The sequence below is a fragment of the Rhodococcus sp. OAS809 genome (assembly GCF_040546695.1).
Lineage (GTDB): Bacteria > Actinomycetota > Actinomycetes > Mycobacteriales > Mycobacteriaceae > Rhodococcus_F > Rhodococcus_F qingshengii.
The window spans coordinates 1,069,172-1,091,852 of record NZ_JBEPOI010000002.1; the positions used below are offsets into that span (position 1 = coordinate 1,069,172).

Sequence of the window (22,681 nt, forward strand, 5' to 3'; positions counted from 1 at the left end):
GGCGAATGTAGCCCGGCAAACGTCCGGGGCGCCTCCGATTTACGCGCCCGCGGCCGTCAGAACAAAGTGAGAGCTGCTCCCGCACCCACCAGTTCCCGGGGCGCCTCACGCGGCTCACTGCCAGCTGCACTGACGTCTCGATGCTCCGAACGACCACCCAACCCATGGCGCTCGACCAATGGCTCGACACGGCTTGCGAGCCAACGCTTGTATTCGGGAGTGACATACGCGCCCCGCCCGTACAGCTCGCGGTAGCGACGGATGAGCGCCGGATGTTCCTGAGCAAGCCAATTCATGAACCAACCCCGAGTGCTCCCCCGCAGGTGCATCGGGAAGACCGTCACACTCGTCGCACCGGCTTCGGACAGTGCCTCGAACAGCCCGTCGAGATGACTGGTGGAATCGGTGAGGAACGGAATGACCGGCGCCACCATGACATTGCACGAGAATCCCGCGTCGGTGATGGCGCGGATCATCTCGAGACGCGCCCGCGGCGACGGGGTACCAGGCTCGATCTGCTTCTGAAGTGCAGCGTCGTTGATCGCCAACGACACTCCGATTCCGACGTCGACCTGCGCCGCCGCCATTTTCAACAGCGGCAGGTCCCGTCGGAGCAAAGTTCCCTTCGTCAAGATCGAGAAGGGAGTTCCGGATTCGGTCAACGCGCGAATAATGCCGGGCATCAAGCGGTATCGGCCCTCCGCTCGCTGATAGGGATCGGTGTTGGTACCCAGTGCCACCGCCTCCCGCTTCCAGGACTTTCGCGCCAACTCTTTGCGGAGCACCGCGGCAATGTTCGTCTTCACGACCACTTGGGAATCGAAATCCGCGCCGGCGTCGAGGTCGAGATACTCGTGACTCGGTCTCGCGAAACAATATCGGCATGCGTGCGAGCAACCACGAAAAGCGTTGACGGTGAAGCTGAACGGCAACGTCGACTCTTCGGGCATCTTGTTGAGCGCGCTCTTGCAGAGCACCTCGTGAAACGTGATTCCCTCGAACTCGGGAGTCTGCACGGAGCGAACCAACCCGGCTCGTTCGAGTCCGGGTAGCGCTCCGTCATCTGCATCCAATGCCTGACCCGACCACCTCATGGCCCCAAGTCGAACACTTGTTCTAAGGTATGTCAAGATGGAGCGAATACCTGACCGTGCCTCACCACGGCCGGGAAGTTGTTGGCAGAATTCGGTGCATGTCGAACAGAATCAATATTTCGTCCGGTTCCGAATGGGAACCCAAGATCGGTTACTCCCGTGCCGTGCGCATCGGTAACCAGATCGCAGTCTCCGGCACCACCGCTCCTGGTGAGACCCTCACAGATCAGACCCGCGCGGCGCTCGAAACTATCAAGGCAGCACTTGCCGAGGCCGGCGCCTCGCTCGACGACGTCATCCGCACTCGCATGTACCTGCGCGACATGACGCAGTGGGAGCAGGCCGCTCTCGCGCACGGTGAAGTGTTCGGCGAGATTCGTCCCGCCACGACGATCCTCGAGGTCAGCTCGCTGATCGACCCCGCTCTGCTCATCGAGATCGAGGCCGACGCGGTTCTCAGCTGATCGCCAATCCGGACATTTGTGAAATGGGCGCCTAGTCTGAGCCGATGAAACCGATGCGGCTGTATCCGTTGACGCTCGCGCTCGGCATCACCGCCGCTTTCCTCTCGCCCGGTTCTGCACTCGCAGAACCGGGCGAGAGTCTTTCGACGGCTTGCGGCAGCCAGTTGAGCAATGCCGAGGTGGGCCGGATTGCCGAACTCAGCGACGTCACGACCCTGAACGGTGCCGGACTGCCTCGGCTCGAGACCGCTGTCGAACGTCATCGTGAGATCACGTCGATCCTCGTCTCACACCACGATTGGCGAGGCTTGTTCTCCATCGGCCTCGACGCTGTCGAACACGAGGCGGTGATGCCGCTGCAGCGAGACCCTGCGGCCTTCGCCGATGACGAGTGGGCCCATTCCGTCAGCTTCGAATTGCTGCGCAGGTACCTGGTGAACGTCCATGCAGAGTTCACCGGTACTCCCACCGATCCGGCGTGGAGCAACTACTTCGCCCTGACACGTCAGTGCGACGCCAGTCCAGCACGGGTCGCCATGGCCGGCTACAACGCGCATCTCACCGTCGACCTCGCTCACGCCGTCGCCACGTCCGGAACCACTGCGGAGGATGTCCCCGATTTTTACAAGATCGTCGATTCCATTGCCGTCAAGGGTGGTTCGATCGTGACGCTCACCAAGGCCGAGTACGACGCCGATCTCGGGCCCCTCTGGCGCTTCTACTTCGTCGGCGAAGGACTCGACCGATTGGCCGGAAACTCGCAGCCCTCGGAACTGTTGCTCCGCGCCGCCGACAGCGGATACAACACCATCACGCTGGCCAACGGGTTCGCCCTCCAGAATCCGCAGACACGTCCCGGCGCAGAACAGGAGATCGACGCGCTCTGGCGTACTACAGATTCCGCTCTCGACGTACTCTCGCGACTCGGTGGTCTCTGACATCTCACCCTCCGCTGCCTGAAACGGACACACCTGAGACAATGACCCCATGACGGGGCACTCGACGGGGCAAGGCATGCAGAGTCCCGCCATGCGCCGGGTACGAGACCTGTTGCGCGGACCCGCAATTGTCTGCAGCGAACAGGCCACCATCCGCGAGGCCGCGAAGTTGATGACCGACGCGGGCCGCCGCGCTGTTGTGATCCCGACGGCTACAACCGGTTTCGGAATCTTCACCGAAGGTGACCTACGTGCTCGTGTGGTAGTCGGTGGTATCGACAGCAATCAGCCGGTATCAACGGTGATGACGCCGTCAGCAGTGACAGTCGATCCGGATCGATTGGGCGCCGACGCCGTGACCGACATGCTCGAGTACGGATTGCGCCATCTCCCGGTCGTGACCGAGGCAGGCGCACTGATGGGCGTGCTCGAACTCAGCGACCTCCTGACTTCGGCCACCAATCAGGGTTTCGAACTGCGCGCAGCGCTCGCCACAGCACAGGATGACGCCCACCTCGTCGAAACAGCCCGCGCGGTCCCTGTTCTGGTGACGGAATTGGTGGCGTCACGGGTCTCACCGCTCGACATCGGTGCGACGCTGGCGGTGCTGATCGACGTGACGGTCAGGCGCGCCATCGAATTGGTGGTGGGCGGAGACGAGCGACCGGATTTCGCGTGGCTGTCGCTCGGCAGCGTCGCCAGACGTGAAGCGCTCCCCTCTTCGGATATCGACAGTGCGCTGGTGTGGGGCGGCGAATCTCATCACGAGGGAGCCGACGCCGCGAAGACGATCCACGACATCCTCGATCTCTGCGGGTTCCCTCGCGACACCAAGAACGCCGTCGCGACCCAGGCCAGGTTCGCTCGGACGCTCCCACAATGGCGCACTGCGCTGCGGAAATGGGTATCCAATCCGTACCAGGACCAGGCCCTGGTCATGTTGTCGATGCTGGCGGATGCCCGCGTCGTCGCGGGCGATCCGGCGTTGGATCCTCGCCCTGCGGCGTTGGATCAACTGCGACTGCACCCGGCCGTCATGCGACTGCTCCTTCGCGAAGCCGTCGGAGACAAGGCAAAGCTCCATTCGTTCAAGGACGTGATGACGCGTCGGACCGGAACCGTCGACCTCAAAGCCAGCGCCGTCCAACCGATCGTGAACATCGCTCGTTGGGCGGGGATTTCCGTGGGCGCCCGCACGAGTTCGACACTCGAACGCCTCAAGGCTGCAGCGGGAAGCGGTTTCCTACTCGACGACGACGCCCAGGTACTGATCGAATCTTTCGAGGTGTTGCAGCAGATTCGTGTCCGCCACCAGACCGATCAGTTCGCGGCAGGTCGGCCACCGACCGACGAAGTCGTGATCTCCGAACTCACTCCGCTCTCGCGGAGCTTGCTGAGCAATGCAGTGCGCGAGGTCGCAGGTGTGCAACGACGACTCGAATATGCCGCGTCCGCGTCGGCGCTACCCGACATCGACCCGTGAATCGCACTGCGCTCGAACAGGTTCTAGCGGCGGAGCGCCTCGAAGGCTGGGATCCGAGTAATGAGCAGATCGCGGAACTCGAGGCCGTCATGATCGGGATGCTCTCTCGGCGTGAGTATTTCGAGCAGGAATTGGCGCGAGCAGTCGGCCTCTCGTCTGCAATTCCCCCACGAATCCGCTGGCGAAGATCAGCGCCGTACGTCTATCGCGGTACATCGGTGCTCGAGAACAATTTCGACGTACGAGATCCCGCCGCACTGCAATCACTCGAGTTCGCGGCGACCGCGCTTCGCCTGGGTGAGGCGCATCTCGGCAGCGACCTCGTACCGCACACGCGAGACACAGCCGAACTTCTCCTACTTCACCAGCACGTTTTCCAAGATCTGTACCAGTGGGCCGGCCACATCAGAACCGTCGACATCAGGAAAGGTGCGGCAACGTTTGCTCCGGTCTCGGCGATTCGGAACTACCTGTCCGAGGTGGAAGAGATCATCGCCGCCGTCGATTGGGTAGCACTCGATCACGGCGCTGCGTCGTTCGCGCTCGCATCGGTGTACTCGACGCTCAATCATGCCCACCCGTTTCGGGAAGGAAACGGGCGAACCGGAACCCTCTTCCTGCACCGACTCGCCGCGGACACCCGGTATCAGCTCGACTTGTCGCGGGTGAGCAGAACCGAGTGGGTATCCGCGTCGAGGGATTCTGCGCCTTTCCGGCCCACCGGAACCCCGTCGCCTCGCCCGTTCATCGATCTGTTCAATCGCGCGCTGACTCGCTGACGCAAACATCTGCTGCCCGTTCCAGGCGGACTGAACACCTTTACTACTGAGTGAGCACCGCTTCCGACACTCTGGAAGCGGTGCTCACTCTAAGACGACTGTGCTCACTCGACCATCAACCGGGCAGCGCGAACTCCCCTGCGTCGGACCAGCGCTGACGCTCGGCCCCGAACGCGACGGACTGCATCGCGCGGAACTCCTCGATCGAGCGCGAGTTCGACGCGAGGAACTCCTGATGCTCGGCCAGCGAGAAGCTGCCGTCCTCGATCTCGACGCCCCCGCCGCGGCCGGCGGCGGTGTCCGCGCGCAGATCCATCAACTCTTCCGGCTCGACGGGGTACCAGGAGATCCGGTCGAAGAATCGCAGCAACCACGGAGTGCCCTCCTCGAACGGCCCGGACTTCGCGGGGTGGCGGTGATTCCACACCTGCGTCGTACGTCCGACGAACTGGTACCCGCCTGGGCCTTCCATGCCGTAGATGCAGAGGTACGCCCCACCGATCCCGACGGCGTTTTCGGGGGTCCAGGTGCGGGCGGGGTTGTACTTGGTCGTGACCAGACGATGACGCGGATCGAGCGGCGTCGCGACCGGCGCTCCGAGGTAGACGTCACCCAGTCCGAGCACCATGTATTCGGCGCCGAAGACGGTGTCGAACACGTCGTTCACGGATTCGAGACCGTTCATCCGGCGGATGAACTCGATGTTCCACGGGCACCACGGCGCGTCGGCGCGAACCCCGTGCATGTACCGCTGGATCGCTTCGCGCGTTGCCGGGTCGTCCCACGACAGTGGCATCCGCACAGTGCGACTTGGCACAACGAGTTCGTTGGCCGCCGGCAAGGTGTCCTCCGCCTCGGCGAGCATTCCCATCAGCTTGCGGACGGGTAGCACGTCCGGGTCGACGCGGACCTGCAGGCTGCGGATTCCCGGGGTGAGATCGAGTAGTCCGGTCGGCTTCTCGGCTTCGAGTCGCTGGTGCAGTGCATGAGCACGCGCACGTAACGCCAGGTCGAGATTCATGTCGCCGTATTCGACCAACACGTTGTCGTCGCCTGAGCGCCGGTACGTGACCGCGGTGTCGCCGTCACGACGGGCTATGACGCCGTCGTCGCCGTCACCACCGGAGGAATGAACAACCGAATTGGAGGCTCGACGCGATACTCCGAGGTCACGCCGGGAGGCTGCCCGTTCGGCGCGGACCGGCACGAAGCGAATCTTGTTCCCGGGAGCCAACTGTCCGAGCTTCCAGCGATCAGCGGACACCACTGTGATCGGGCAGACGAAGCCGCCGAGGCTCGGTCCGTCGGGTCCGAGGAGGATGGGCGTGTCGCCGGTGAAGTCGAGTGCACCGATCGAATACGCGTTGTCGTGGATGTTCGAAGGGTGAAGTCCGGCTTCGCCGCCGGTGGTTCTGGCCCAGTCTGGTTTCGGACCTATCAACCGGACACCGGTGCGGTCGGAGTTGAAGTGGACCTCGTACTCGGTCGCGTACAGCGTGTCGATGTCGGAGCGGGTGAAGAACTCCGGCGCCCCGTGCGGGCCCTCGGTCACCGCAAGTTCCCAGCACGTGTGTATCGCCGGAACATGCTCGGCGGGAACAGCTCCCGCGACCCCGGTCGCCTGTCCGAGTTTGAGAACGTCTCCTGCCCGCAGAGTCCTACCTTCGTGTCCCCCGAACCTGCCCAGGGTGAAGGTCGACGCACTGCCGAGATAGTCGTCGGTCTCGATTCCGCCCTGTACGAGTACGTAGATGCGCAGTCCCGGGCCGCTGACCGTTCCGACGTCGAGCACCGATCCAGCGGGGACGAAAACTGGTCGCCACTGACCGTGTACGACGCCGTCGACGGTCACCGACACCGGGGCACCTGTGATGCAGACCGTGGTGTCTTCGTCGAACGTCATGGCAGGTCCGGCCATCGCGCATTCGATGCCGGGGGCGCCTTCGGGGTTTCCGAGTGCGGTGTTTCCCAACCGAAACGACAGGTCGTCCATCGGGCCCGATGGTGGGACTCCGATCTGCCAGTATCCGACGCGTCCTGGATAGTCCTGAACCGTCGTCAGCATTCCGGGACGCACGATGGTCAGTTTTGCGTTCATTCGTCTGCTCCCGGCCGTGTGACGATCATGCGGACGGCCGTGGGATCGAAGCCGTTGCACGGGTTGTTGATCTGCGGGCAGTTGGACACGAGGACGAGCACGTCACGTTCGGCACGCAACGCGAGCCGCTTGCCTGGTGCCGACAGTCCGTCGACGATTCCGAGTGTGCCGTCGGGGTCGACCGGGACGTTCATGAAGAAGTTGATGTTGGACACCAGGTCCCGCTTACCGAGCCCCCATTTTGCGCCCTCGACGAGGAAGTTCTCGACGCACGCGTGCTGATGCTTGGTGTGGTGGCCGTATCGCAGGGTGTTCGATTCCTGTGAGCACGCGCCGCCGACGGTGTCGTGGTTTCCGACCTCGTCTGCGACCAGGGTCATGAGTGGAGTTCCGTCGTCACTGCGGAGCACTGAGCCTATGGACAGAAACAGGTTCTTCTGGGCTGTGACCGTCGCTGCTGCCGAATACCGAACGCTGTGATCGTCACCGGCGTAAACGAGGGTGTCGACGGCTTGATTTCCGTGTAGATCGACGATGGTCAGAACGTCACCGGCACGGACAACTGCGGACCACGGCCCGAATGCGTCAGCAATCTCGTCGAGGATCACCGTTCCGGGAACGAGGGCGGGGACATCCAAGGTGGTGGTCATGCGATCTCCTCCAGGTTCGAAGCCGTCCAGGCATCTTCGGTATTGAGCACTGCGCGTTGGTATTCCGGCCCGAGATCGTCAAGGCTGCCGAGTTCGTCGGCGGCCTTCCACGCGAGCACTTCGAGGGACGTGGTGGGAAACTGCGGCGCCGGATCGAGTGGGTGCGCGGTGTTGGCGATCATCACGATGACCGGCAGGTGGATCAGAAGATCGACCGTCGCGCCGGCGCCGGCGGAACCCGTACTGGTGAGAGCGCCGTCCGCCTCGACGCGGACACCGTGGAAGAAGGACAACGGAGGCGCAATGTCCTGCGGCCCGAGTCCGTTCTTCGCGGCAGCGACGGTGAACAGTTCACGCCCGGCGGGTGAGGCACTGTGCAGCGAGCCCTGCCCGTACTTCGCCTCGTTGGTGGCGCGTGACGTCGTTCCGCAGAACGCGTCGTGGTGACCCGACGTGTCTGCGACCACGGTCGCAAGTACTCGCCCCTGATCGGAGAGCAACGGGTGCCCGACGCCGAGATAGGCCTGCCATGGCACCTTGACGGTATCGGCGACGTTGAGACGCTCCCAGGGGGCGTCGGCGCGATAGAGCAAGATGTTTGCGCAGGCGCTGCCAGCGATGTCGCGAAGTCGCAATCGGGTTCCACGTGCGAGAACCTTGGTCGTGTACCGCCCACCCGGCACTGTCTCAGCCCAGGTCAAATGTTCGGGAGCGACGTCTTCGGGTGGGTTCGGCCAACGCGTTGCCGGCAATACGGGCATGGAATCGGTGATCGTTCCAGCTTGAGACCGGGCATGCTCGCGCGCTCCGGCGGTGGTCTGAGTACTCATGGTCAGGCTCCGATCGTGACGGGATTCGGGGTGGCGCGGCCACGTGGGAAGCAAGCGACTCCCAGCCCCACGACCAGCGCTACCGTGATGGGCGCGGCCCACTGCAGAATGGGGTACTCCCCGGTGGGGTTGAAGATCTCGGCTCGTGGCCAGGACAGGTTGATCACCATCAGCGCGCCGTACACAACCGCGGCGATGTTGACCGGAACTCCCCAGATGCCCAGGGAGAAAAGCTTTTTGCCTTCGGCGTCGAACTTGGGGCCGACTGCCGTGCGAGGCCATCCCTTGAGACGCTGAACCAGCAGCGGCACGGTCACCATGAGGTAGGCCAAGTAGATCAAGATGATGCATACGCTGGACAGGGTTGCAAAAATTGCCGAGTTGCCCACGTTGACGGCCAGGACGGCAATGCAGACCAGACCGATGAGGACGGACGGCGCGATAGGTGTTCCGGTGCGGGGGTTGACCTTTGCCAGTACCTGCGAGGCAGGAAGCCGCCCGTCGCGGGCCATCGAGAACATCAGCCGTGAAGCAGCAGTCTGAATGGCCAAGGTGCACACGAACACTGCGATCGAGACGTCGATCAACAAGACCGTGCCCCACGGGGAACTGAGAATCGATGTCAGTACGTACGGCAAACCTTCCGTGGCCAGGCGTCCGTCGGTGAGTGAGGGCGCTGCCATCAACGCGCCGAGGATCATCAAGCCGCCGCCGAGCGCGGAAGCGGAGAGTGCAAGGCGGATCGTACGAGGTGCGACGCGTCGGGGGTTGCGGGTCTCCTCGGCCAGTTCGCCTGCCGAACCGAAGCCGACCATGACGTAAGCAGCCATCAGTCCGGACATGATCCACGCCCAGGCGTATCCGGGCTGACCGCCGGCACTGCCGGTGTCGAAGACGACGTCCGGTCCGCGCTGAGCGTGGGTGAAGAACATCCCGATCACTGCGATGACACCGACGATTTCGCAGGTCACGCCAATGTTGTTGATACGCGACATCCAGTTGACGCCGATGCAGTTGATAAAGGTGGTCAGAACCAGAAGTACCGATCCGAGCAGCACGGCGTTGGCGGCACCACTCGATGAGGTGAGTGCGCTGTCCTCGCCGATGATCTGGAACCCGCTCCACACATTGGGGAGCACGACCTGCAAGGCGATCGCGGCGGCCGATGCAGTAACGATCTGAGCGAGAATCATGAACCAACCGGCGAACCAGCCGACGATCTCACCACCCATCCGCCGCGACCACTGGTAGATGGCACCCGAAATCGGATATCTGGCAGCAAGTTCCGCGAAGTTGAGAGCGACCATGAACTGACCGATGAAGACGACCGGCCACGTCCAGAAGAATGCCGGACCCGCGAAACCGAAACCGAGGCCGAACAATTGGAAGATCGTGGTGAGGATGGAGACGAAGGAGAAGCCCGCGGCGAAAGACGCGAACTTTCCCAGCGATCGATGCAGCTGCTGCTCGTAGCCGAACTCCGCGAGGTCACCGTCGTCGTGAGGCGAAGAGGCGAGTGCGGATGCGGTGGTGGGCTGCGCAGCCGGGGTGGTTGCACTCAACGGCGTACTCCTTCGGCGAAGCGATTCAGAGGCGAATAACTGTCGATTGATAGTTTTCGCGAAATCCACTCGCCGCAGGTGACGCCCGCGTATACGATTCGCCTGATTCTGTAACAGGCTCGTTGAGTACGTTTCGAGCACGTGACCGAATGCTCACAGCGGCGGCCATCCCGCACGTAAGGCCGCAGCCTGCCACTATGGAAGGCGTGACCAACGCCGGCCCCGGACGACCCCGCCTGACCGCTCGCCGACGCCCGGGTGGCACTGCCCGGGCGGAGATCTTGGATGCAGCCGCTGAACTGTTCACCACCCGAGGCTTCGCCGCGACGTCCACACGCCACATCGCCGAAGCAGTCGGAATGCGTCAGGCGTCGCTGTACAACCATTTCGCCACCAAGGACGACATTCTGGTTGCACTTCTCGCCGACACCGTGACGCCGGCGCTCGACTTCGCGGAGAATCTCAGGCCACTCGACACCGCACCCGAGGTTAAGCTGTACGCACTTTCGTACATCGACGCGGCACAACTGATCACCGGACGGTGGAACCTCGGCGTCCTTTATCTCTTACCGGAACTGAGAAGTGACAGGTTCATGTCGTTCCGAGCCGATCGCGATCGGCTTCGCGAGCAATACCGGGCACTCGCCCAGGATGTGCTCGACGCGATTGACGATCCATCATCAACGCACCTGGCCGAGCTTCCGTTTCGCCTGGTAGAAAGCGTGATCAGCGCGCGAGCCGACGCGCTCGAAGGCACCCCGATTCCCGCCGCCGCCGTCATCGCCGGGTCGGCGCTGCACATTCTTGGGTGGCGCCAGGATCTTGACCCCATCCATACGGAAGCGGCAACGCTCATTGCGAACGCAGAAACGCCGAAATTGTCCGGGGCTGCATCAGCTCCGGACAATTTCGACACATTGAGGACCTAAACGGCCACGAGACTAGACCGAGAGGGACTGTCCCGGGAAGATCAGGTTGATGTTCGGAACCTGGCTGGCGAGGTTCTCGAGCGAGATGCCGTGTGCAGCAGCGATCTTCGACAGGGTGTCGCCTGCCTTGACCACGTAGTTGCCGCTTCCGGTGCTTGCTGCCGGAGCCGACTCGACGGAAGCCTCAGCGGTGACGGGGGCGGCTGCGGCCTCGTAGTTGCCTGCGGTGGTGCCGGTGGTCAGGTACTGACCGCAGACGGGCCATGCGCCGACGCCCTGGCCTGCGAGAACGTTCTCGGCGACACGGATCTGCTCGGCCTGGCTGGCGTTGGCAGCGTTGCCCGATCCACCGAATGCGTTCCAGGTGCTCTGCGTGAACTGCAGACCACCGTAGAAGCCGTTTCCGGTGTTGGCGGCCCAGTTACCGGAGGACTCGCAGTTTGCGACTCCGGACCAGTCGTGGCCGGCTGCCGAAGCGGTGCCGGTGCTCATGGCGAGCGGGATCGCGACGACTGCGCCTGCGGTTGCAACTGCGCCGAGGGCGAGCTTGAAGGTGATGCTGGTCATTGGGTAAATCCTCTCCGCTACCGCGGACGAGGTCGGCCCGGACGCTTTCACGTCTCGTCGATCGACTCGTCTGTTTCACTCCTGCCCCGCGAAGGTTTCGGGAGTACCGGACCCGCGGGGCAGAAGCACGCAGTTGCGGGTCGGTGTTTGCCCGGTAGTTTCGGGCTGTCAACGACCGTAGGTGATGGTCACGGATTGGTCACGGGGCAGTTTTCCGGCACTGCCGTACCAGATTCAGTCGAGTTTCAAGAAATAACCACAGGTCAACTAGTTGATTCGAGGTTCAACCATACCGATCGTTATCCGTCCGTTATGTGTCAACCGTCACTGCGATTTTGTGACCCACCGCACCGAAAAAGGCCGTGTCGGACCACGAAGGAGCCCCCTTCGGATGTTAAGAGATTCCTGGCAACGGGCAAAAACCAACCGCCCCAATCGTTATGGAGAATCAACTGGTGATCATCGCAGTAGAAGGACCCAGCGCCGCCGGCAAGACCACTTGGTGCCGAGCCCAGATGACGAATGAATCGGTCGTCGAGGAATTCGTGGCCGAATATCAGCCCACCGGGTTCCAACCGGATGGAACCAACCTCGAAGTGCAGGCAAGTTACTGGACAACGGTCAATTCGAAGCGATGGTCGCAAGCGGAAGATCTCGAAGCGAGAACCGGTATCGCGCTCTGCGACAGCGACCCGCTGAAACTGCACTACAGCTGGTGTCTCGCTGCGGTGGGCGCAGCACCTCGGGAGCGATTCGAGTACGAGCTCGCGGCAGTCGAGACAGCTTTCGAGCACCTCGAACTGGGTTTCGCGGATCTGACCGTCATCTCGATACCGTCACCGGGGCAGCTTCTACTTCAGCGCGAAGGAGACCCCAGCCGCCGACGACGGCATTTCGAGCTTCACGCGGCGCTCGCCGAGCCCCTCACCCACTGGTACTCGGCGGTGAACAGGGTAGATCCAGGTCGCGTTGTGTGGCGCTTTCCGACACAGCTCGATCTTTCGCGCTGTCCCCCGCCTCGATCGGATCGCAGCGATCCGGGCCTCCTTCGCGCGATGATCAACGAGCTGCCGCCTCTCCCCAGGTAGGGAGTGGCTGCTCGATCTCAGCGCGCTCGTTCGACCCTGGCCTCGTCCCACACCGGCGACTCGCTCTCGTACACGTTCCCATCCGATCCGAAGACGAGGAACCTGTCGAACCCGCGCGCGAACCAGCGATCGTGCGTGACCGAGATGACCGTGCCGGCAAACTGAGCAATGCCCTGCTCGAGCGCGTCAGCCGAATGAAGGTCGAGGTTGTCGGTCGGTTCGTCGAGCAACAACATCGTGGCGCCGGAGAGCTCGAGGAGCAGGATCTGCAATCGTGCCTGCTGACCGCCGGACAGGTCGTCGTACTTCTGTTCCGCAGCTTGGGACAATCCGTAACGGTCCAGCGCGCGGCTCGCCGCTTCGCGTCCCATTCCGCTGCGGTGTTCGTCGCCCATGTGCAGGATCTCGAGCAGCGTGTTTCCGGTCAGATCGGGCCTGGAGTGTGTCTGCGCAAACAATCCGGGACGTACGCGGGCACCCAGCGTCGCAGTACCCCCGTGCTCGACCGGCGCGATGTCGAGCGCCTCGACGGGCAGATGCTCGCTCCCCGGATCGGTCCCCCCACCCGCCAAGAGCCGAAGGAAATGCGACTTTCCGGATCCATTGGAGCCCAGCACGGCAACCCGATCTCCGTACCAGATCTCGGTGTCGAAAGGCTTCATCAATCCGGTCAGCTCGAGATCTTGACATACCAACGCGCGCTTGGCGGTTCGCCCGCCCGCCAGCCGAACCGTCACCTTCTGCTGAAGTGGAATCGCTTCGGGTGGCCCTGCCTCCTCGAACTTCGCCAACCTGGTTTGCGAGGCGTGATACCGCGCAGCGACGCCGTCGTTGAACTTGGCCTTTTCACGCAATCGCAGAACCAGGGCACGTAATTTCGCGTGCTCCTCGTCCCAGCGTCGGCGCAGTTCTTCGAATCGAGCGTTGCGATCCTCGCGGGCTTGGTGGTAGCTGGCCAGCCCAGCGCCGTGCGTCCACGACGTTGCGCCGCTGATTCCGGGCTCGAGCGTCACGATGTGGGTGGCCGCGTTGGCGATCAGTTCGCGGTCGTGGCTGACGAACAAAACCACTTTCGACGATTCCGAGATCGTCTTTTCCAGCCATCGCTTGCCCGGAACATCGAGGTAGTTGTCCGGCTCGTCCAGTAGGAGTGCGTCGTCGGGCCCAGCGAACAGTGCTTCGAGAACCAACCGTTTCTGCTCGCCACCACTGAGGGAGTTGGCCGCGCGCCACTTCGCACGGTCATAGGGAACACCGAGAGCCGCGGTAGTGACCTTGTCCCAGAAGTCTTCGGTCTCGTAGCCGCCCACGTCGGCCCAATCGGCCAGCGCATGCGAATACTTCATTTGAGTTGATTCCTCGTCGCGCTCGATCATCGCGTTTTCTGCCGTATCGAGCGCCAGTGCTGCGTCCCGGATCCGTGCCGGCGAGACGGACAACAGAAGATCGCGCACGGTGGACTCGTCGCGAACCTGGCCGACGAATTGCCGCATCACGCCCAGTGTTCCGGATCGAGTGACAGCGCCCTCGTCGGCGACGACGTCTCCGGCGACAATGCGGAGCAACGTCGTCTTACCAGTCCCGTTGGGGCCTATCAGTGCAGTTTTTGCACCGTTGCCGACCCGAAAGCTGACACCGCTGAGCAGTTGCCGACCATCAGGGAGAAAGTAGTCGACGTCGGCGATGTTGAGGTGGGTCACGCTGTCAAGAGAACCCTACCCACGGCGATCTGCCAAACCATTATTCCTGCCTTCGGTCTCGAGTTCACTACCGTTCTGGGATCGTCCGACCGCATCGAGCGCCGCCAGATATCCGAAAACCATTGCGGGACCGATAGTTGCACCTGGACCGGCATAGGTATGACCCATCACCGGTGAGCTGGTGTTACCTGCTGCATAGAGCCCGTCGATGACCGAACCGTCGGCGCGCAACGCTCGCGCGCGAGCGTCCGTGTTGATGCCGCCTTTGGTCCCCAGGTCTCCAGGCACCATCTTCGCGGCATAGAACGGACCCTTCGTGAGTTCTCCGAGGCTGGGGTTGGGCTTGTTGGTGCAGTCGCCGTAGTAGTGGTCGTATCTGCTTGTCCCACGGCCGAAGTCGCGATCGACTCCGTCGCGCGCGTGACTGTTGAATCGTGTGATGGTCGCGGACAGCGCATCGCCCGGCACTCCGATCTCGGCAGCGAGTTCGGCAATCGATCCAGCTCGCACGATCGCACCCGATTCGATCCACGACCGAGGTATCGGCCTGCGCGCCGGAACCCCCGCGAACAGGTAACGGTCACGGTGCGTCTGATCGAAGATCAGCCAAGCCGGGATGTTCTCAGCGGGTCCTTCACCTCGGCCGTACTTTCCGCCGAACATGGCGTGTGCCGCTTCGACATAGGGAAGTGACTCGTTCATGAAGCGCTGACCGCTGGCGTTGACCATGAGGCTGCGAGGCAACGAGCGTTCCGCCAAGGCGAACCACGGGCCTTTGGGCAGTGGAATCGACGGGGCCCACCACGCGTCGTCCATGTACGAAATTGCGGCGTCGACGCGTAGAGCTGCACGGATGCCATCCCCGGTATTGGTCGGTGCCCCGAGAGTCCACTGCGCGCTACTCGGCCGTCGCTGGTACTCGCCTCGCATGTCGTCGTTGTTGTCGAACCCGCCACACGCGAGGATGACACCGCATCGAGCGTGCATGGTGGTCTGCACTCCCCCGGACTCGAGTCGCACACCCACGACACGATCACTGTCGGTCACCAAATCCACAAGCCTCGTCCCGAGCTCCACCGTCACTCCGGCGTCCCGAACTCCGAGCATCAGTTCGGCCATGAGCGCCGGCCCGAGCCCGATCAGCTTCTTCCTCCGAGCTCTTGCGGCCAGAGATCTCATTCCTACCCGAAGCATCCGCACCGGACCCCGCCAATGCCGGATCCCCGTGCTCAGCCAACGGTAATCAGATTGTTGGACAACCATGTTGAGCGGAACCTTCATGTACGGCGGATGAAGTGTCGCAAGATCGTCGCCCAGAGCTCGCGCGTCGAACGGGCGCGGCTCGCACGAGCGGCCGCTTGCACGTCCGCCAGGTGCCTCGGGAAAGTAGTCGGAGTACCCCTTCACCCATTCGAGCTCCAACGCAGAGTGACGAATCAGGAAATCGAGGGCTTCCGGACCCCGATCGATATACGTGTCGATTCGGTCGGCGTCTGCATCCTCTCCGACAATGCTCTTCAGATATGTTCGCGCAGAGTCGATATCATCTGTCGGTGCCTCGCGGCGAAGTATCGAGTTTCCCGGAATCCACACGCCGCCCCCGGACCGGGACGACGAACCGCCCCAGTATTCGGACTTCTCCACGAGTATCGTCGAGAGTCCGTTGCGGGCTGCGGTGATGGCTGCAGACATGCCGGCAGCCCCCGATCCGACAACAACGACATCCACTACGGGCACATCTACTACGGGCGGCACGGCGCCCTGAGGGTTCTCGTCCATCACTGGTCACGACCTTTCGTGTCATCTTCGTCCTGCGTGTGCCACCGGGATCCTCGAACAGCGTCGAGCGCCCCCTCGACGCACACGGGAAGTGATGCCCCGCGCTTGTGAGGGTTACGTATCCATTGCCGATAACCGAACTCCGCCGCCGCCAACATCAAATGAACGAGAAGTCCTGGACGGCTGTCGTTTTCCGGATCGAGTTGCATACGTTGCGCCACCAACTCGACCAACCGATCACGATGCTCGGGCGCGATCAGAGCGACACGATCCATCAGGTGCGGCGCGGTACGGAACGCCGATCGCCACTGATCGATCTCCGCGGACTCGAAAGCATTGGAACGCTCGAGGATTGCCCGTGATATCGCAAGATCAGCCGACTCGGTCGGTGGGCGATCCTCGAGCAACGTCACGATTCCGGCACCGCCCTGCCTGACCGGATCCAACAGCAGATCCTCCTTGTTACGAACGTGCCGAAAGTACGTACTCGCCGACACCCCCGCTGCCGCCGCAATCTGCTCGGTGGTCACGTCCTCGAAACCGTCACGCGCGAACAGATCGAATGCCGCACGTTGAATGTCTGCTCGCACCTGCAACCGCTGTCTCTCCCGTAGTGACATCAGCAACGTCCTCCCGCCTCGGCCGAGATCCGGCCGTTCTCGATAATGCGAGTCTCACCTATTGTGACAGTCACTGTCAATATCCAATTCTCTGTCAGATATCAGCAGACCCGGGCATTTCGTTGACAGGGCATTCGATGCCACGACAAGCTTCGAAGATGAAACGATGGGGACCGAATCGAGACGTTTCTCCAAGAATTTGTCGATGCGGGGCTTCAAGGCGCGGTCACCGAAGCGTATTTCGGTGGTCCACTCTGGCGCATGACCCTGCTCGCCCGTTTCGACGACCGAGCCCTCGGCCCCGACGGCGCCGTCATCTATCGAAATCGAACAGTGCTTCTCGTTCGGACCAAGTGGGAAAGATCATCGAGCAAGAGGACTACTACGAGGACACCGCCAGAATCGGTGACTTCGACAGGCGGCTCCGCGAAATCGAAGCCGGACGAGCCTGTGGCACAGTCGTGGAATGACAGACGTCAGGATTGACCGCCACCGAAAGCTGTCGGCGTTCCTGTCTTCCCAGAACGATGTCGAACTGGCCCGACTGGTCGACACCGTTCAAATCTCGAGTGTCGGCGTAGGTGGCGCCGCAGGAGTGATCAGGGTCTATGACAACAGGCTCAACGGCGTTCCGGTATTCACCAAACGCATCCCACTGAGCGTGCGGGAAATCGCCGAGGTGGGCTCTACTTCCAACCATTTCGATCTGCCGACGTTCTGCCAGTACGGCATTGGTGGCCCAAGCTTCAACGCCTGGCGAGAACTGGCCGCGAACATCGTGGTCACCGATGCCGTTCTGGCCGGCGAAACACAGTCGTTCCCAATGCTTTACCACTGGCGGATACTTCCCGGACGTTCGCCCGTTGCGGCCGAACACGCCGACATCGATTCCGTTCACACCGCCGGCGCCAGCCGTGAAGTGCGGACCCGTCTCGAAGCGCTTGCCGGTGCGCCGTGCAGCCTCGTACTGTTCTGCGAGTACATCGAACACCCGATCTCGAATTGGCTGGAAGACAACCCGTCCGCCAAAGCTGCCGAAGTCGAGCGACAGTTTTCGGAGATCGTGGCATTCTTGCGCGATCGACAGTTGCTGCACATGGACGGACATTTCGGCAACATGCGCACCGACATGGAGCGGATCTATCTCACCGACTTCGGACTGGCCACATCCCCACACTTCGACCTGTCGACTGCCGAGCACGACTTCGTCCGGCGCCACGCCACTCATGACGCCGACTACGCCGCCATGCTTCTGGTCAACTGGCTGGTGACCGAGGTCTGCGGGGTACCGAGGCCGACGAGCGGCGGACCAGTCGCCCGCAACCAGTACGTACGACGATGCGCCACAGGTCATATTCCAGGTGATGTGACACCAGAGGTGGCCGCGATCGTGACACGGCACGCGCCCGCCGCTGCGAGGATGAACGACTTCTACTGGCGATTGTTCGACGGCGACTTGGATGCGCCCTACCCGCATGCCGCGCCAGTTCCGCCTTCCGGTCGAGCACAGGGTTTTCCCTGAACTGCCGTATTCACATCTCAGGGTTCATGTCATCCTCGGGACCGATGTGCTGGTCAGTGCCGGTAGGGCACAGTTCTCCTCATGATTGAACTGAGGGGATTGACCAAGGTTTACGGACCGACGAAAGCGGTGGACGATTTGTCGTTCACGGTCAAGCCGGGCATCGTGACGGGCTTCCTGGGCCCGAACGGTGCAGGCAAGTCGACGACGATGCGGATGATCCTGGGTTTGGATCAGCCGACCTCGGGTGCGGCGTTGATCGAGGGCAAGCCGTACCGCGAGCTCAAGACGCCATTGCGGACGGTGGGTGCGTTGCTGGATGCGAAGTGGGTGCACCCCAATCGCAGTGCGCGGGCGCATCTGCAGTGGATGGCTGCTTCGAACGGGATCCCGAAGTCCCGCGTCGACGAGGTGCTCGGGTTGGTCGGATTGTCCGAGGTGGCGGGCAAGAAGGCCGGCGGGTTCTCGCTCGGTATGTCGCAGCGTCTCGGATTGGCGGGTGCGTTGTTGGGGGATCCGAAGGTGTTGTTGTTCGACGAGCCGGTCAACGGTCTCGATCCGGAGGGCATCGTCTGGATTCGTAAGTTCATGCAGCGGTTGGCGGCCGAGGGCCGCACGGTGCTGGTGTCGAGTCACCTCCTGTCGGAGATGGCGCTCACGGCGGAGCAGTTGGTGGTGATCGGTCGGGGTCGGTTGATTTCGGATTCGACGGTCGCGGAGTTCGTGGATCGTTCGTCGGAGTCGACGGTGCGCGTGCGCAGCCCACAATTGGACGCTCTCCATGCCGCATTGACTGCCCAGGGACTGACTGTCCGCGAGGAACATTCAGGATCGGAGCCGGTGTTGGTGGTCGTGGATTCGACCACCGATGTGATCGGTGGGTTGGCTGGTTCGCAGGGAATCGTGTTGCACGAGTTGGCTTCTGCGCAGGGATCGCTCGAGGATGCGTTCATGAAGTTGACCGGGGACGATGTCCAGTACCACGCATCCGGTATCGATCCGGGCGCCGGAGCCCACCACGCAAACACACAGCACGCTATGGGAGGTGCACTGTAATGGCTGTTCTCAGTGCTGAACGTATCAAGATCACCACGACCAAGTCGCCGCTGTGGTGCACGATCACAATCATCGTCCTAGGGTTGGGCGTCGCCTGGATGATCGGGCGTTCGTCGAGTTCGAGCATTCAGGCGTACAACGACGAAGCCGCATCAGGAACTCCTGATTTCGAGAAATTCCTCCCCACGTTCAACGACGCGGGGCTAGGAGTATCCGGATTCGGCGTCATGGTCCTGATGATCATGGCAGCGCTCGCGATCACCAGCGAGTACCGCTTCGGCATCATCCGTACCACCTTCCAGGCCATCCCGAGTCGGGCTTCGGTTCTGATCGCCAAAGCCGGCCTGATCGGGGCTTTCGGCGCGGTGCTGTCCTTCGTTCTCATGCTCGGCGCGGTATTCATCACCAAAGCTGCGGCAGGCTCTGAAGGCTCCACCAATCTGGCACTGGACAACGCCGACGCCTGGCGCGCCGTTTACGGCGTACCGATCTTCGCGTTCCTCTGCGTTGCCCTTGCCATCGCCGTCGGAGCACTCCTTCGTCAGTCCGCCGGCGCCATTGCACTACTGCTGCTGTGGCCACTGCTCATCGAGAGCCTGTTCGGCATGTTCGGATCCTTCGGCAGAAACGTCACACCGTTCCTCCCGTTCGCCAACGCCGACCACTTCCTCTCTTCGGGTTCGAGCACCAATTTCCATTGGGGCCCTTGGGGAAGCTTGTTCTACTTCGCAGCGTTTGTGCTGGTGATATTCGGAATCAGCATCGCCGTCGTCAACAAGCGCGACGCCTGACCGAGTCGCAAACCGACCAAGACCAAAACTGGCCGCACCGGAGCCCTTCCGGTGCGGCCAGTTTCGCGTTGACAGAACCATCAGCGCTTGTCGATCACGCCAAGGAACAGGGCACGCGCGGGTTCGCGTCACTCTGCCCCGCGGACGCGGCACCTCGAAATAAGACCTGGTCGAGTTCCTGGCAGACTGACCTTACGCGTCAGCGTTCCAGTTGCGCGGCAAGCTCTTTCATCCAATCGAGGAATGCCTGCGGGCCGTCGAACTGGACGCCGTCGACAGCAGCCACTTCCGGTGCGATGTCGTCGCCCTTGACCACCAACGCTTCTCCACCCGAGGCAAGGACAGCGGCAAAGGCCGGTAGGTCACCCCGGTCGTCGCCCGCGTACGCGACGACGTCGACCCCTGCGGCCGCGATCGCGCGAAGGAGGCCTGTCCCCTTGTCCTCCTCAACTGGTGGGCGCAATTCCTCGACCAACTTGCCGGGCTCACGCCGCAACCCGGTCCGGCTCGCGATTTCTGTCGTCGCTGCTTCCACCAGGCGCTGCGCGACCGCACGATCCGCGGCCCGACGCCAATGCACGGCCACCGCAAGGCCTTTGCTCTCGACATGGATGCCAGGAACTGCCGGAGAGTCGAACAAGCTTCGCAATTCGGCTTCTGCTTCGGCGACAGCATCACTGAACGCCGCGACGGCCGGAAGCACGTGGATTCCGTCGTCCGTCCAGGTCTCGACGCCGTAGGAACCCATGAGCACAACGGAATTCAAGCTGAGCCGCTCTCGCAAGAACGACACAGGCCGTCCCGAGAGCAAGCCGACAACACCGAGATGCTCGGCCAGGGTCGCAAGCACGTCTTCGGCGCCGGGCAGTAGCGCACTCGCCGACGGATCGTCGACGATGGGTGCAAGCACGCCGTCGAAATCCATCACCAGTCCACAGCGAGCTGGATCGGACGTGAGTCGGAGGATGACGTCCGAAGCGGTTCGCATGGTTCGAGTGTGCCAAATCGATCGCACTCGCAATACCAACACCGGAGCCGAATGTAATCTCTGCCACTTCGTCCAGGTTGTCCGGAACCGCTGAGTAGGTCGCGTCGTCTCCCTGTAAGGGCCCACAGTGGTCCGCTAAAGTTCTCACGACGCTTACCAACTGGGGGGGTAATGATGAGCGAATTGACTGTCGCCACTGACGGCATCCGAAAGTACGGCTCGACGTCGACCGAAGCGGCAGGACGCATCGCGCAGGCCGCCGCCGTCGATCTGGGTGCAAACATCGCAGCAGTCGCACCGGCCGTGGGCCCCGTCGGGATCGAATTTCTCGAAGCATTCGCGCGCGCTCAGGCCACACACACCAAAGATGTTGCAGCACTCGCCACGTTCTACGCCGGCAACGCCGCGACGGCCGGTGCAGCCGCGCAGGCCTACGACACCACAGATCATGCAATCGCAACAGATCTGACCGCTGCGGCCGGACCGACGGGCGCGACCGCGTGAGCACCGAAGACGACTCGACGACCGTCATCGAATTCCTTCACGGTGGCGCTCCTGCCCCGGTACTGCCGAACAATGTGGTCGAATCGATGCTCGCCGGCATACCGGTACCGGCACTCCCCGGAATCGAAGATCTGTTCGCGCCCTTGATCGAACTCGGGAAGAGTCTCGGCACAGGCACTTTTGCGGGCATCGATCCCGTCGGCATCTTCGATCAGGCGTCCACTCTCATCGACCACGCCATGGGACTGTCCCGAAGCGCGGTCGCCGACGTGGGCCAGACCTGGAACAGCACCGGCAGTGACGCCGCGACCGAACTGTCGCGATCCGCCCAGAACAGCGGCGCAGAATTGAGCGAACGCGGAACCGCGATATCGAAAACTGCTGCCGCCGCCGCGGAATCGGTGCAGCGAGGCAACGCGAATCTCGCGGCAATCGCGCAGTCCTTCGCCACCACGGTTGCAGCTGCCGCGCCCATCGCGTGGACACCACCAGGACAGGCGATGTTGCTTGCCTCGGCAGCTGAACACATGCAGGCAGCCGTCGCGGCGGTGACTCGGACGCGTGGGGAGATGCTCGGGCACACCGCAGCCATGAACGCCCTTGCCGGACCGATCCCCGTGCCGACCCCACCGACCAGTGAGGCACTCTCCAACCTGGTCACTGCGGAGGCAATCAACAACGCCGCCCGTCAGATCGCCCAACCTCTTTCTGCCTCAACCGATGCCGGTGATGCGCCGTACTCCACCCACCCGGACTCCACTCAGCCAGGCACAGAGGCTGTTCGAACTTCGGCTGCACGGGCCGGCGCCGGGCTTCCGACCGGCGTCGACAAGCTGTGGGGCGCAGGCAATCCGTCGACGTCACTCGCAGCCGGCGCGTCGCCGTCACCCAGTGCGACGGCAAGTTCAGGCGGAGCATGGGTGAGCGGAAGCGGTGGCACTACCGGCGGAATGGTGAGGGGCGCAGCGGGAGTTGCTGCAGTTCAACCGGTTCCGGTAACAACGCCCGGCCTGGGTGCACCATCGTCGGCAGTCGGCAGTAGCGGCATGTCGCCGGGCGGCATGCTGGGCGGTGGACCCCGCGGATCTCGGGACGACGAGTCGTCACGCACTACCCCGAGGTATCTCGTCACTGCCGGCGACGAGAATTCGATGGTCGACGATCTGCCGATGGTGTCGCCGCCCGTGCTCGGGGCTGACGATCCCGATCAGTACCTGTTCCGAGATCTCTGATCAAGAC

General features: G+C 62.7%; 21 protein-coding genes. 11 read left to right on the forward strand and 10 right to left on the reverse strand.

The genetic code is table 11. The annotated features are described in order from the left end of the window. Positions 1-56: 56 nt before the first annotated feature. A complete protein-coding gene (locus ABIE52_RS07835; RefSeq protein ID WP_003944842.1) occupies positions 57-1,094 on the reverse strand; it encodes an Rv2578c family radical SAM protein in 1,038 nt (345 codons plus the stop codon). Positions 1,095-1,192: 98 nt separating this feature from the next. On the opposite strand from ABIE52_RS07835, the gene ABIE52_RS07840 reads away from it, so the two are divergent. Genes ABIE52_RS07840 through ABIE52_RS07855 form a run of 4 tightly spaced genes read left to right on the forward strand, consistent with a single transcriptional unit; the run spans position 1,193 to position 4,758 of the window. Beyond that, the gene (locus ABIE52_RS07840) at positions 1,193-1,558 is read left to right on the forward strand and encodes a RidA family protein (protein WP_019748335.1); all 366 of its coding nucleotides are present in this window, start codon (positions 1,193-1,195) and stop codon (positions 1,556-1,558) included. A 53-nt stretch (positions 1,559-1,611) separates the two neighbouring features. After that, the gene (locus ABIE52_RS07845; RefSeq protein ID WP_081305406.1) at positions 1,612-2,496 is read left to right on the forward strand and encodes a DUF5995 family protein; all 885 of its coding nucleotides are present in this window, start codon (positions 1,612-1,614) and stop codon (positions 2,494-2,496) included. 49 nt (positions 2,497-2,545) lie between these two features. After that, entirely contained in the window at positions 2,546-3,979 is a 1,434-nt protein-coding gene (locus tag ABIE52_RS07850; protein ID WP_249342662.1) for a putative nucleotidyltransferase substrate binding domain-containing protein, read from the forward strand. Next, complete coding sequence (locus tag ABIE52_RS07855) at positions 3,976-4,758, forward strand: Fic/DOC family protein (protein ID WP_047888369.1); 783 nt, start codon at positions 3,976-3,978, stop codon at positions 4,756-4,758. The genes ABIE52_RS07850 and ABIE52_RS07855 overlap by 4 nt, the downstream gene beginning before the upstream one ends. A gap of 115 nt (positions 4,759-4,873) precedes the next feature. Here ABIE52_RS07855 and ABIE52_RS07860 read toward each other — a convergent pair whose 3' ends face one another. The 4 genes from ABIE52_RS07860 to ABIE52_RS07875 are packed head-to-tail and all read right to left on the reverse strand — an operon-like array spanning position 4,874 to position 9,898. Next, positions 4,874-6,856 carry a 5-oxoprolinase/urea amidolyase family protein gene (locus ABIE52_RS07860; RefSeq protein WP_058226773.1) on the reverse strand — a complete coding sequence of 661 codons (1,983 nt, stop codon included), beginning with the start codon at positions 6,854-6,856 and terminating at the stop codon, positions 4,874-4,876. Next, complete coding sequence (locus ABIE52_RS07865) at positions 6,853-7,506, reverse strand: urea amidolyase associated protein UAAP2 (RefSeq protein ID WP_083057262.1); 654 nt, start codon at positions 7,504-7,506, stop codon at positions 6,853-6,855. The genes ABIE52_RS07860 and ABIE52_RS07865 overlap by 4 nt, the downstream gene beginning before the upstream one ends. Continuing rightward, complete coding sequence (locus tag ABIE52_RS07870; RefSeq protein WP_192712454.1) at positions 7,503-8,336, reverse strand: urea amidolyase associated protein UAAP1; 834 nt, start codon at positions 8,334-8,336, stop codon at positions 7,503-7,505. The genes ABIE52_RS07865 and ABIE52_RS07870 overlap by 4 nt, the downstream gene beginning before the upstream one ends. 2 nt (positions 8,337-8,338) lie before the next feature. Beyond that, positions 8,339-9,898, reverse strand: a complete 1,560-nt coding sequence (locus ABIE52_RS07875; protein ID WP_042951823.1) for an amino acid permease — start codon at positions 9,896-9,898, stop codon at positions 8,339-8,341. Positions 9,899-10,095: 197 nt separating this feature from the next. On the opposite strand from ABIE52_RS07875, the gene ABIE52_RS07880 reads away from it, so the two are divergent. Next, positions 10,096-10,827: a TetR/AcrR family transcriptional regulator gene (locus ABIE52_RS07880; protein WP_192712455.1), complete on the forward strand. Its 732-nt coding sequence runs from the start codon at positions 10,096-10,098 to the stop codon at positions 10,825-10,827. Positions 10,828-10,839: 12 nt separating this feature from the next. Here the strand turns inward: ABIE52_RS07880 and ABIE52_RS07885 are convergent, their stop codons facing one another. Next, complete coding sequence (locus tag ABIE52_RS07885; protein ID WP_192712456.1) at positions 10,840-11,394, reverse strand: LysM peptidoglycan-binding domain-containing protein; 555 nt, start codon at positions 11,392-11,394, stop codon at positions 10,840-10,842. Between the two features lie 440 nt (positions 11,395-11,834). On the opposite strand from ABIE52_RS07885, the gene ABIE52_RS07890 reads away from it, so the two are divergent. After that, positions 11,835-12,482: a hypothetical protein gene (locus tag ABIE52_RS07890; protein ID WP_192712457.1), complete on the forward strand. Its 648-nt coding sequence runs from the start codon at positions 11,835-11,837 to the stop codon at positions 12,480-12,482. A gap of 17 nt (positions 12,483-12,499) precedes the next feature. Here ABIE52_RS07890 and ABIE52_RS07895 read toward each other — a convergent pair whose 3' ends face one another. The 3 genes from ABIE52_RS07895 to ABIE52_RS07905 are packed head-to-tail and all read right to left on the reverse strand — an operon-like array spanning position 12,500 to position 16,581. After that, positions 12,500-14,182, reverse strand: coding sequence for an ATP-binding cassette domain-containing protein (locus ABIE52_RS07895; protein ID WP_003944811.1), 1,683 nt, complete (start codon positions 14,180-14,182; stop codon positions 12,500-12,502). Between the two features lie 15 nt (positions 14,183-14,197). Beyond that, complete coding sequence (kstD, locus tag ABIE52_RS07900) at positions 14,198-15,961, reverse strand: 3-oxosteroid 1-dehydrogenase (RefSeq protein WP_192712458.1); 1,764 nt, start codon at positions 15,959-15,961, stop codon at positions 14,198-14,200. Further along, a complete protein-coding gene (locus ABIE52_RS07905; protein ID WP_039972893.1) occupies positions 15,961-16,581 on the reverse strand; it encodes a TetR/AcrR family transcriptional regulator in 621 nt (206 codons plus the stop codon). Before ABIE52_RS07905 ends, kstD begins: the two co-directional genes overlap by 1 nt. Positions 16,582-17,047: 466 nt before the next feature. Between ABIE52_RS07905 and ABIE52_RS07910 the strand changes: the two genes are divergently transcribed. The 3 genes from ABIE52_RS07910 to ABIE52_RS07920 all read left to right on the forward strand — a co-directional run bounded on the left by ABIE52_RS07910 (position 17,048) and on the right by ABIE52_RS07920 (position 19,950). Then, positions 17,048-18,103 (forward strand): BUD32 family EKC/KEOPS complex subunit, encoded by a 1,056-nt coding sequence (locus tag ABIE52_RS07910; RefSeq protein ID WP_192712459.1) that lies wholly within the window; start codon positions 17,048-17,050, stop codon positions 18,101-18,103. A gap of 81 nt (positions 18,104-18,184) precedes the next feature. Beyond that, entirely contained in the window at positions 18,185-19,159 is a 975-nt protein-coding gene (locus tag ABIE52_RS07915; protein WP_192712460.1) for an ABC transporter ATP-binding protein, read from the forward strand. Further along, on the forward strand, positions 19,159-19,950 hold the full coding sequence (locus tag ABIE52_RS07920) for an ABC-2 transporter permease (RefSeq protein WP_003943323.1): 792 nt from the start codon (positions 19,159-19,161) through the stop codon (positions 19,948-19,950). The genes ABIE52_RS07915 and ABIE52_RS07920 overlap by 1 nt, the downstream gene beginning before the upstream one ends. A gap of 199 nt (positions 19,951-20,149) precedes the next feature. Here ABIE52_RS07920 and otsB read toward each other — a convergent pair whose 3' ends face one another. Then, positions 20,150-20,938, reverse strand: coding sequence for a trehalose-phosphatase (otsB, locus tag ABIE52_RS07925; protein ID WP_230793241.1), 789 nt, complete (start codon positions 20,936-20,938; stop codon positions 20,150-20,152). 174 nt (positions 20,939-21,112) lie between these two features. On the opposite strand from otsB, the gene ABIE52_RS07930 reads away from it, so the two are divergent. Continuing rightward, complete coding sequence (locus tag ABIE52_RS07930) at positions 21,113-21,442, forward strand: type VII secretion target (protein WP_192712461.1); 330 nt, start codon at positions 21,113-21,115, stop codon at positions 21,440-21,442. Then, a complete protein-coding gene (locus ABIE52_RS07935; RefSeq protein ID WP_230691596.1) occupies positions 21,439-22,674 on the forward strand; it encodes a hypothetical protein in 1,236 nt (411 codons plus the stop codon). Before ABIE52_RS07930 ends, ABIE52_RS07935 begins: the two co-directional genes overlap by 4 nt. Positions 22,675-22,681 lie beyond the last annotated feature (7 nt).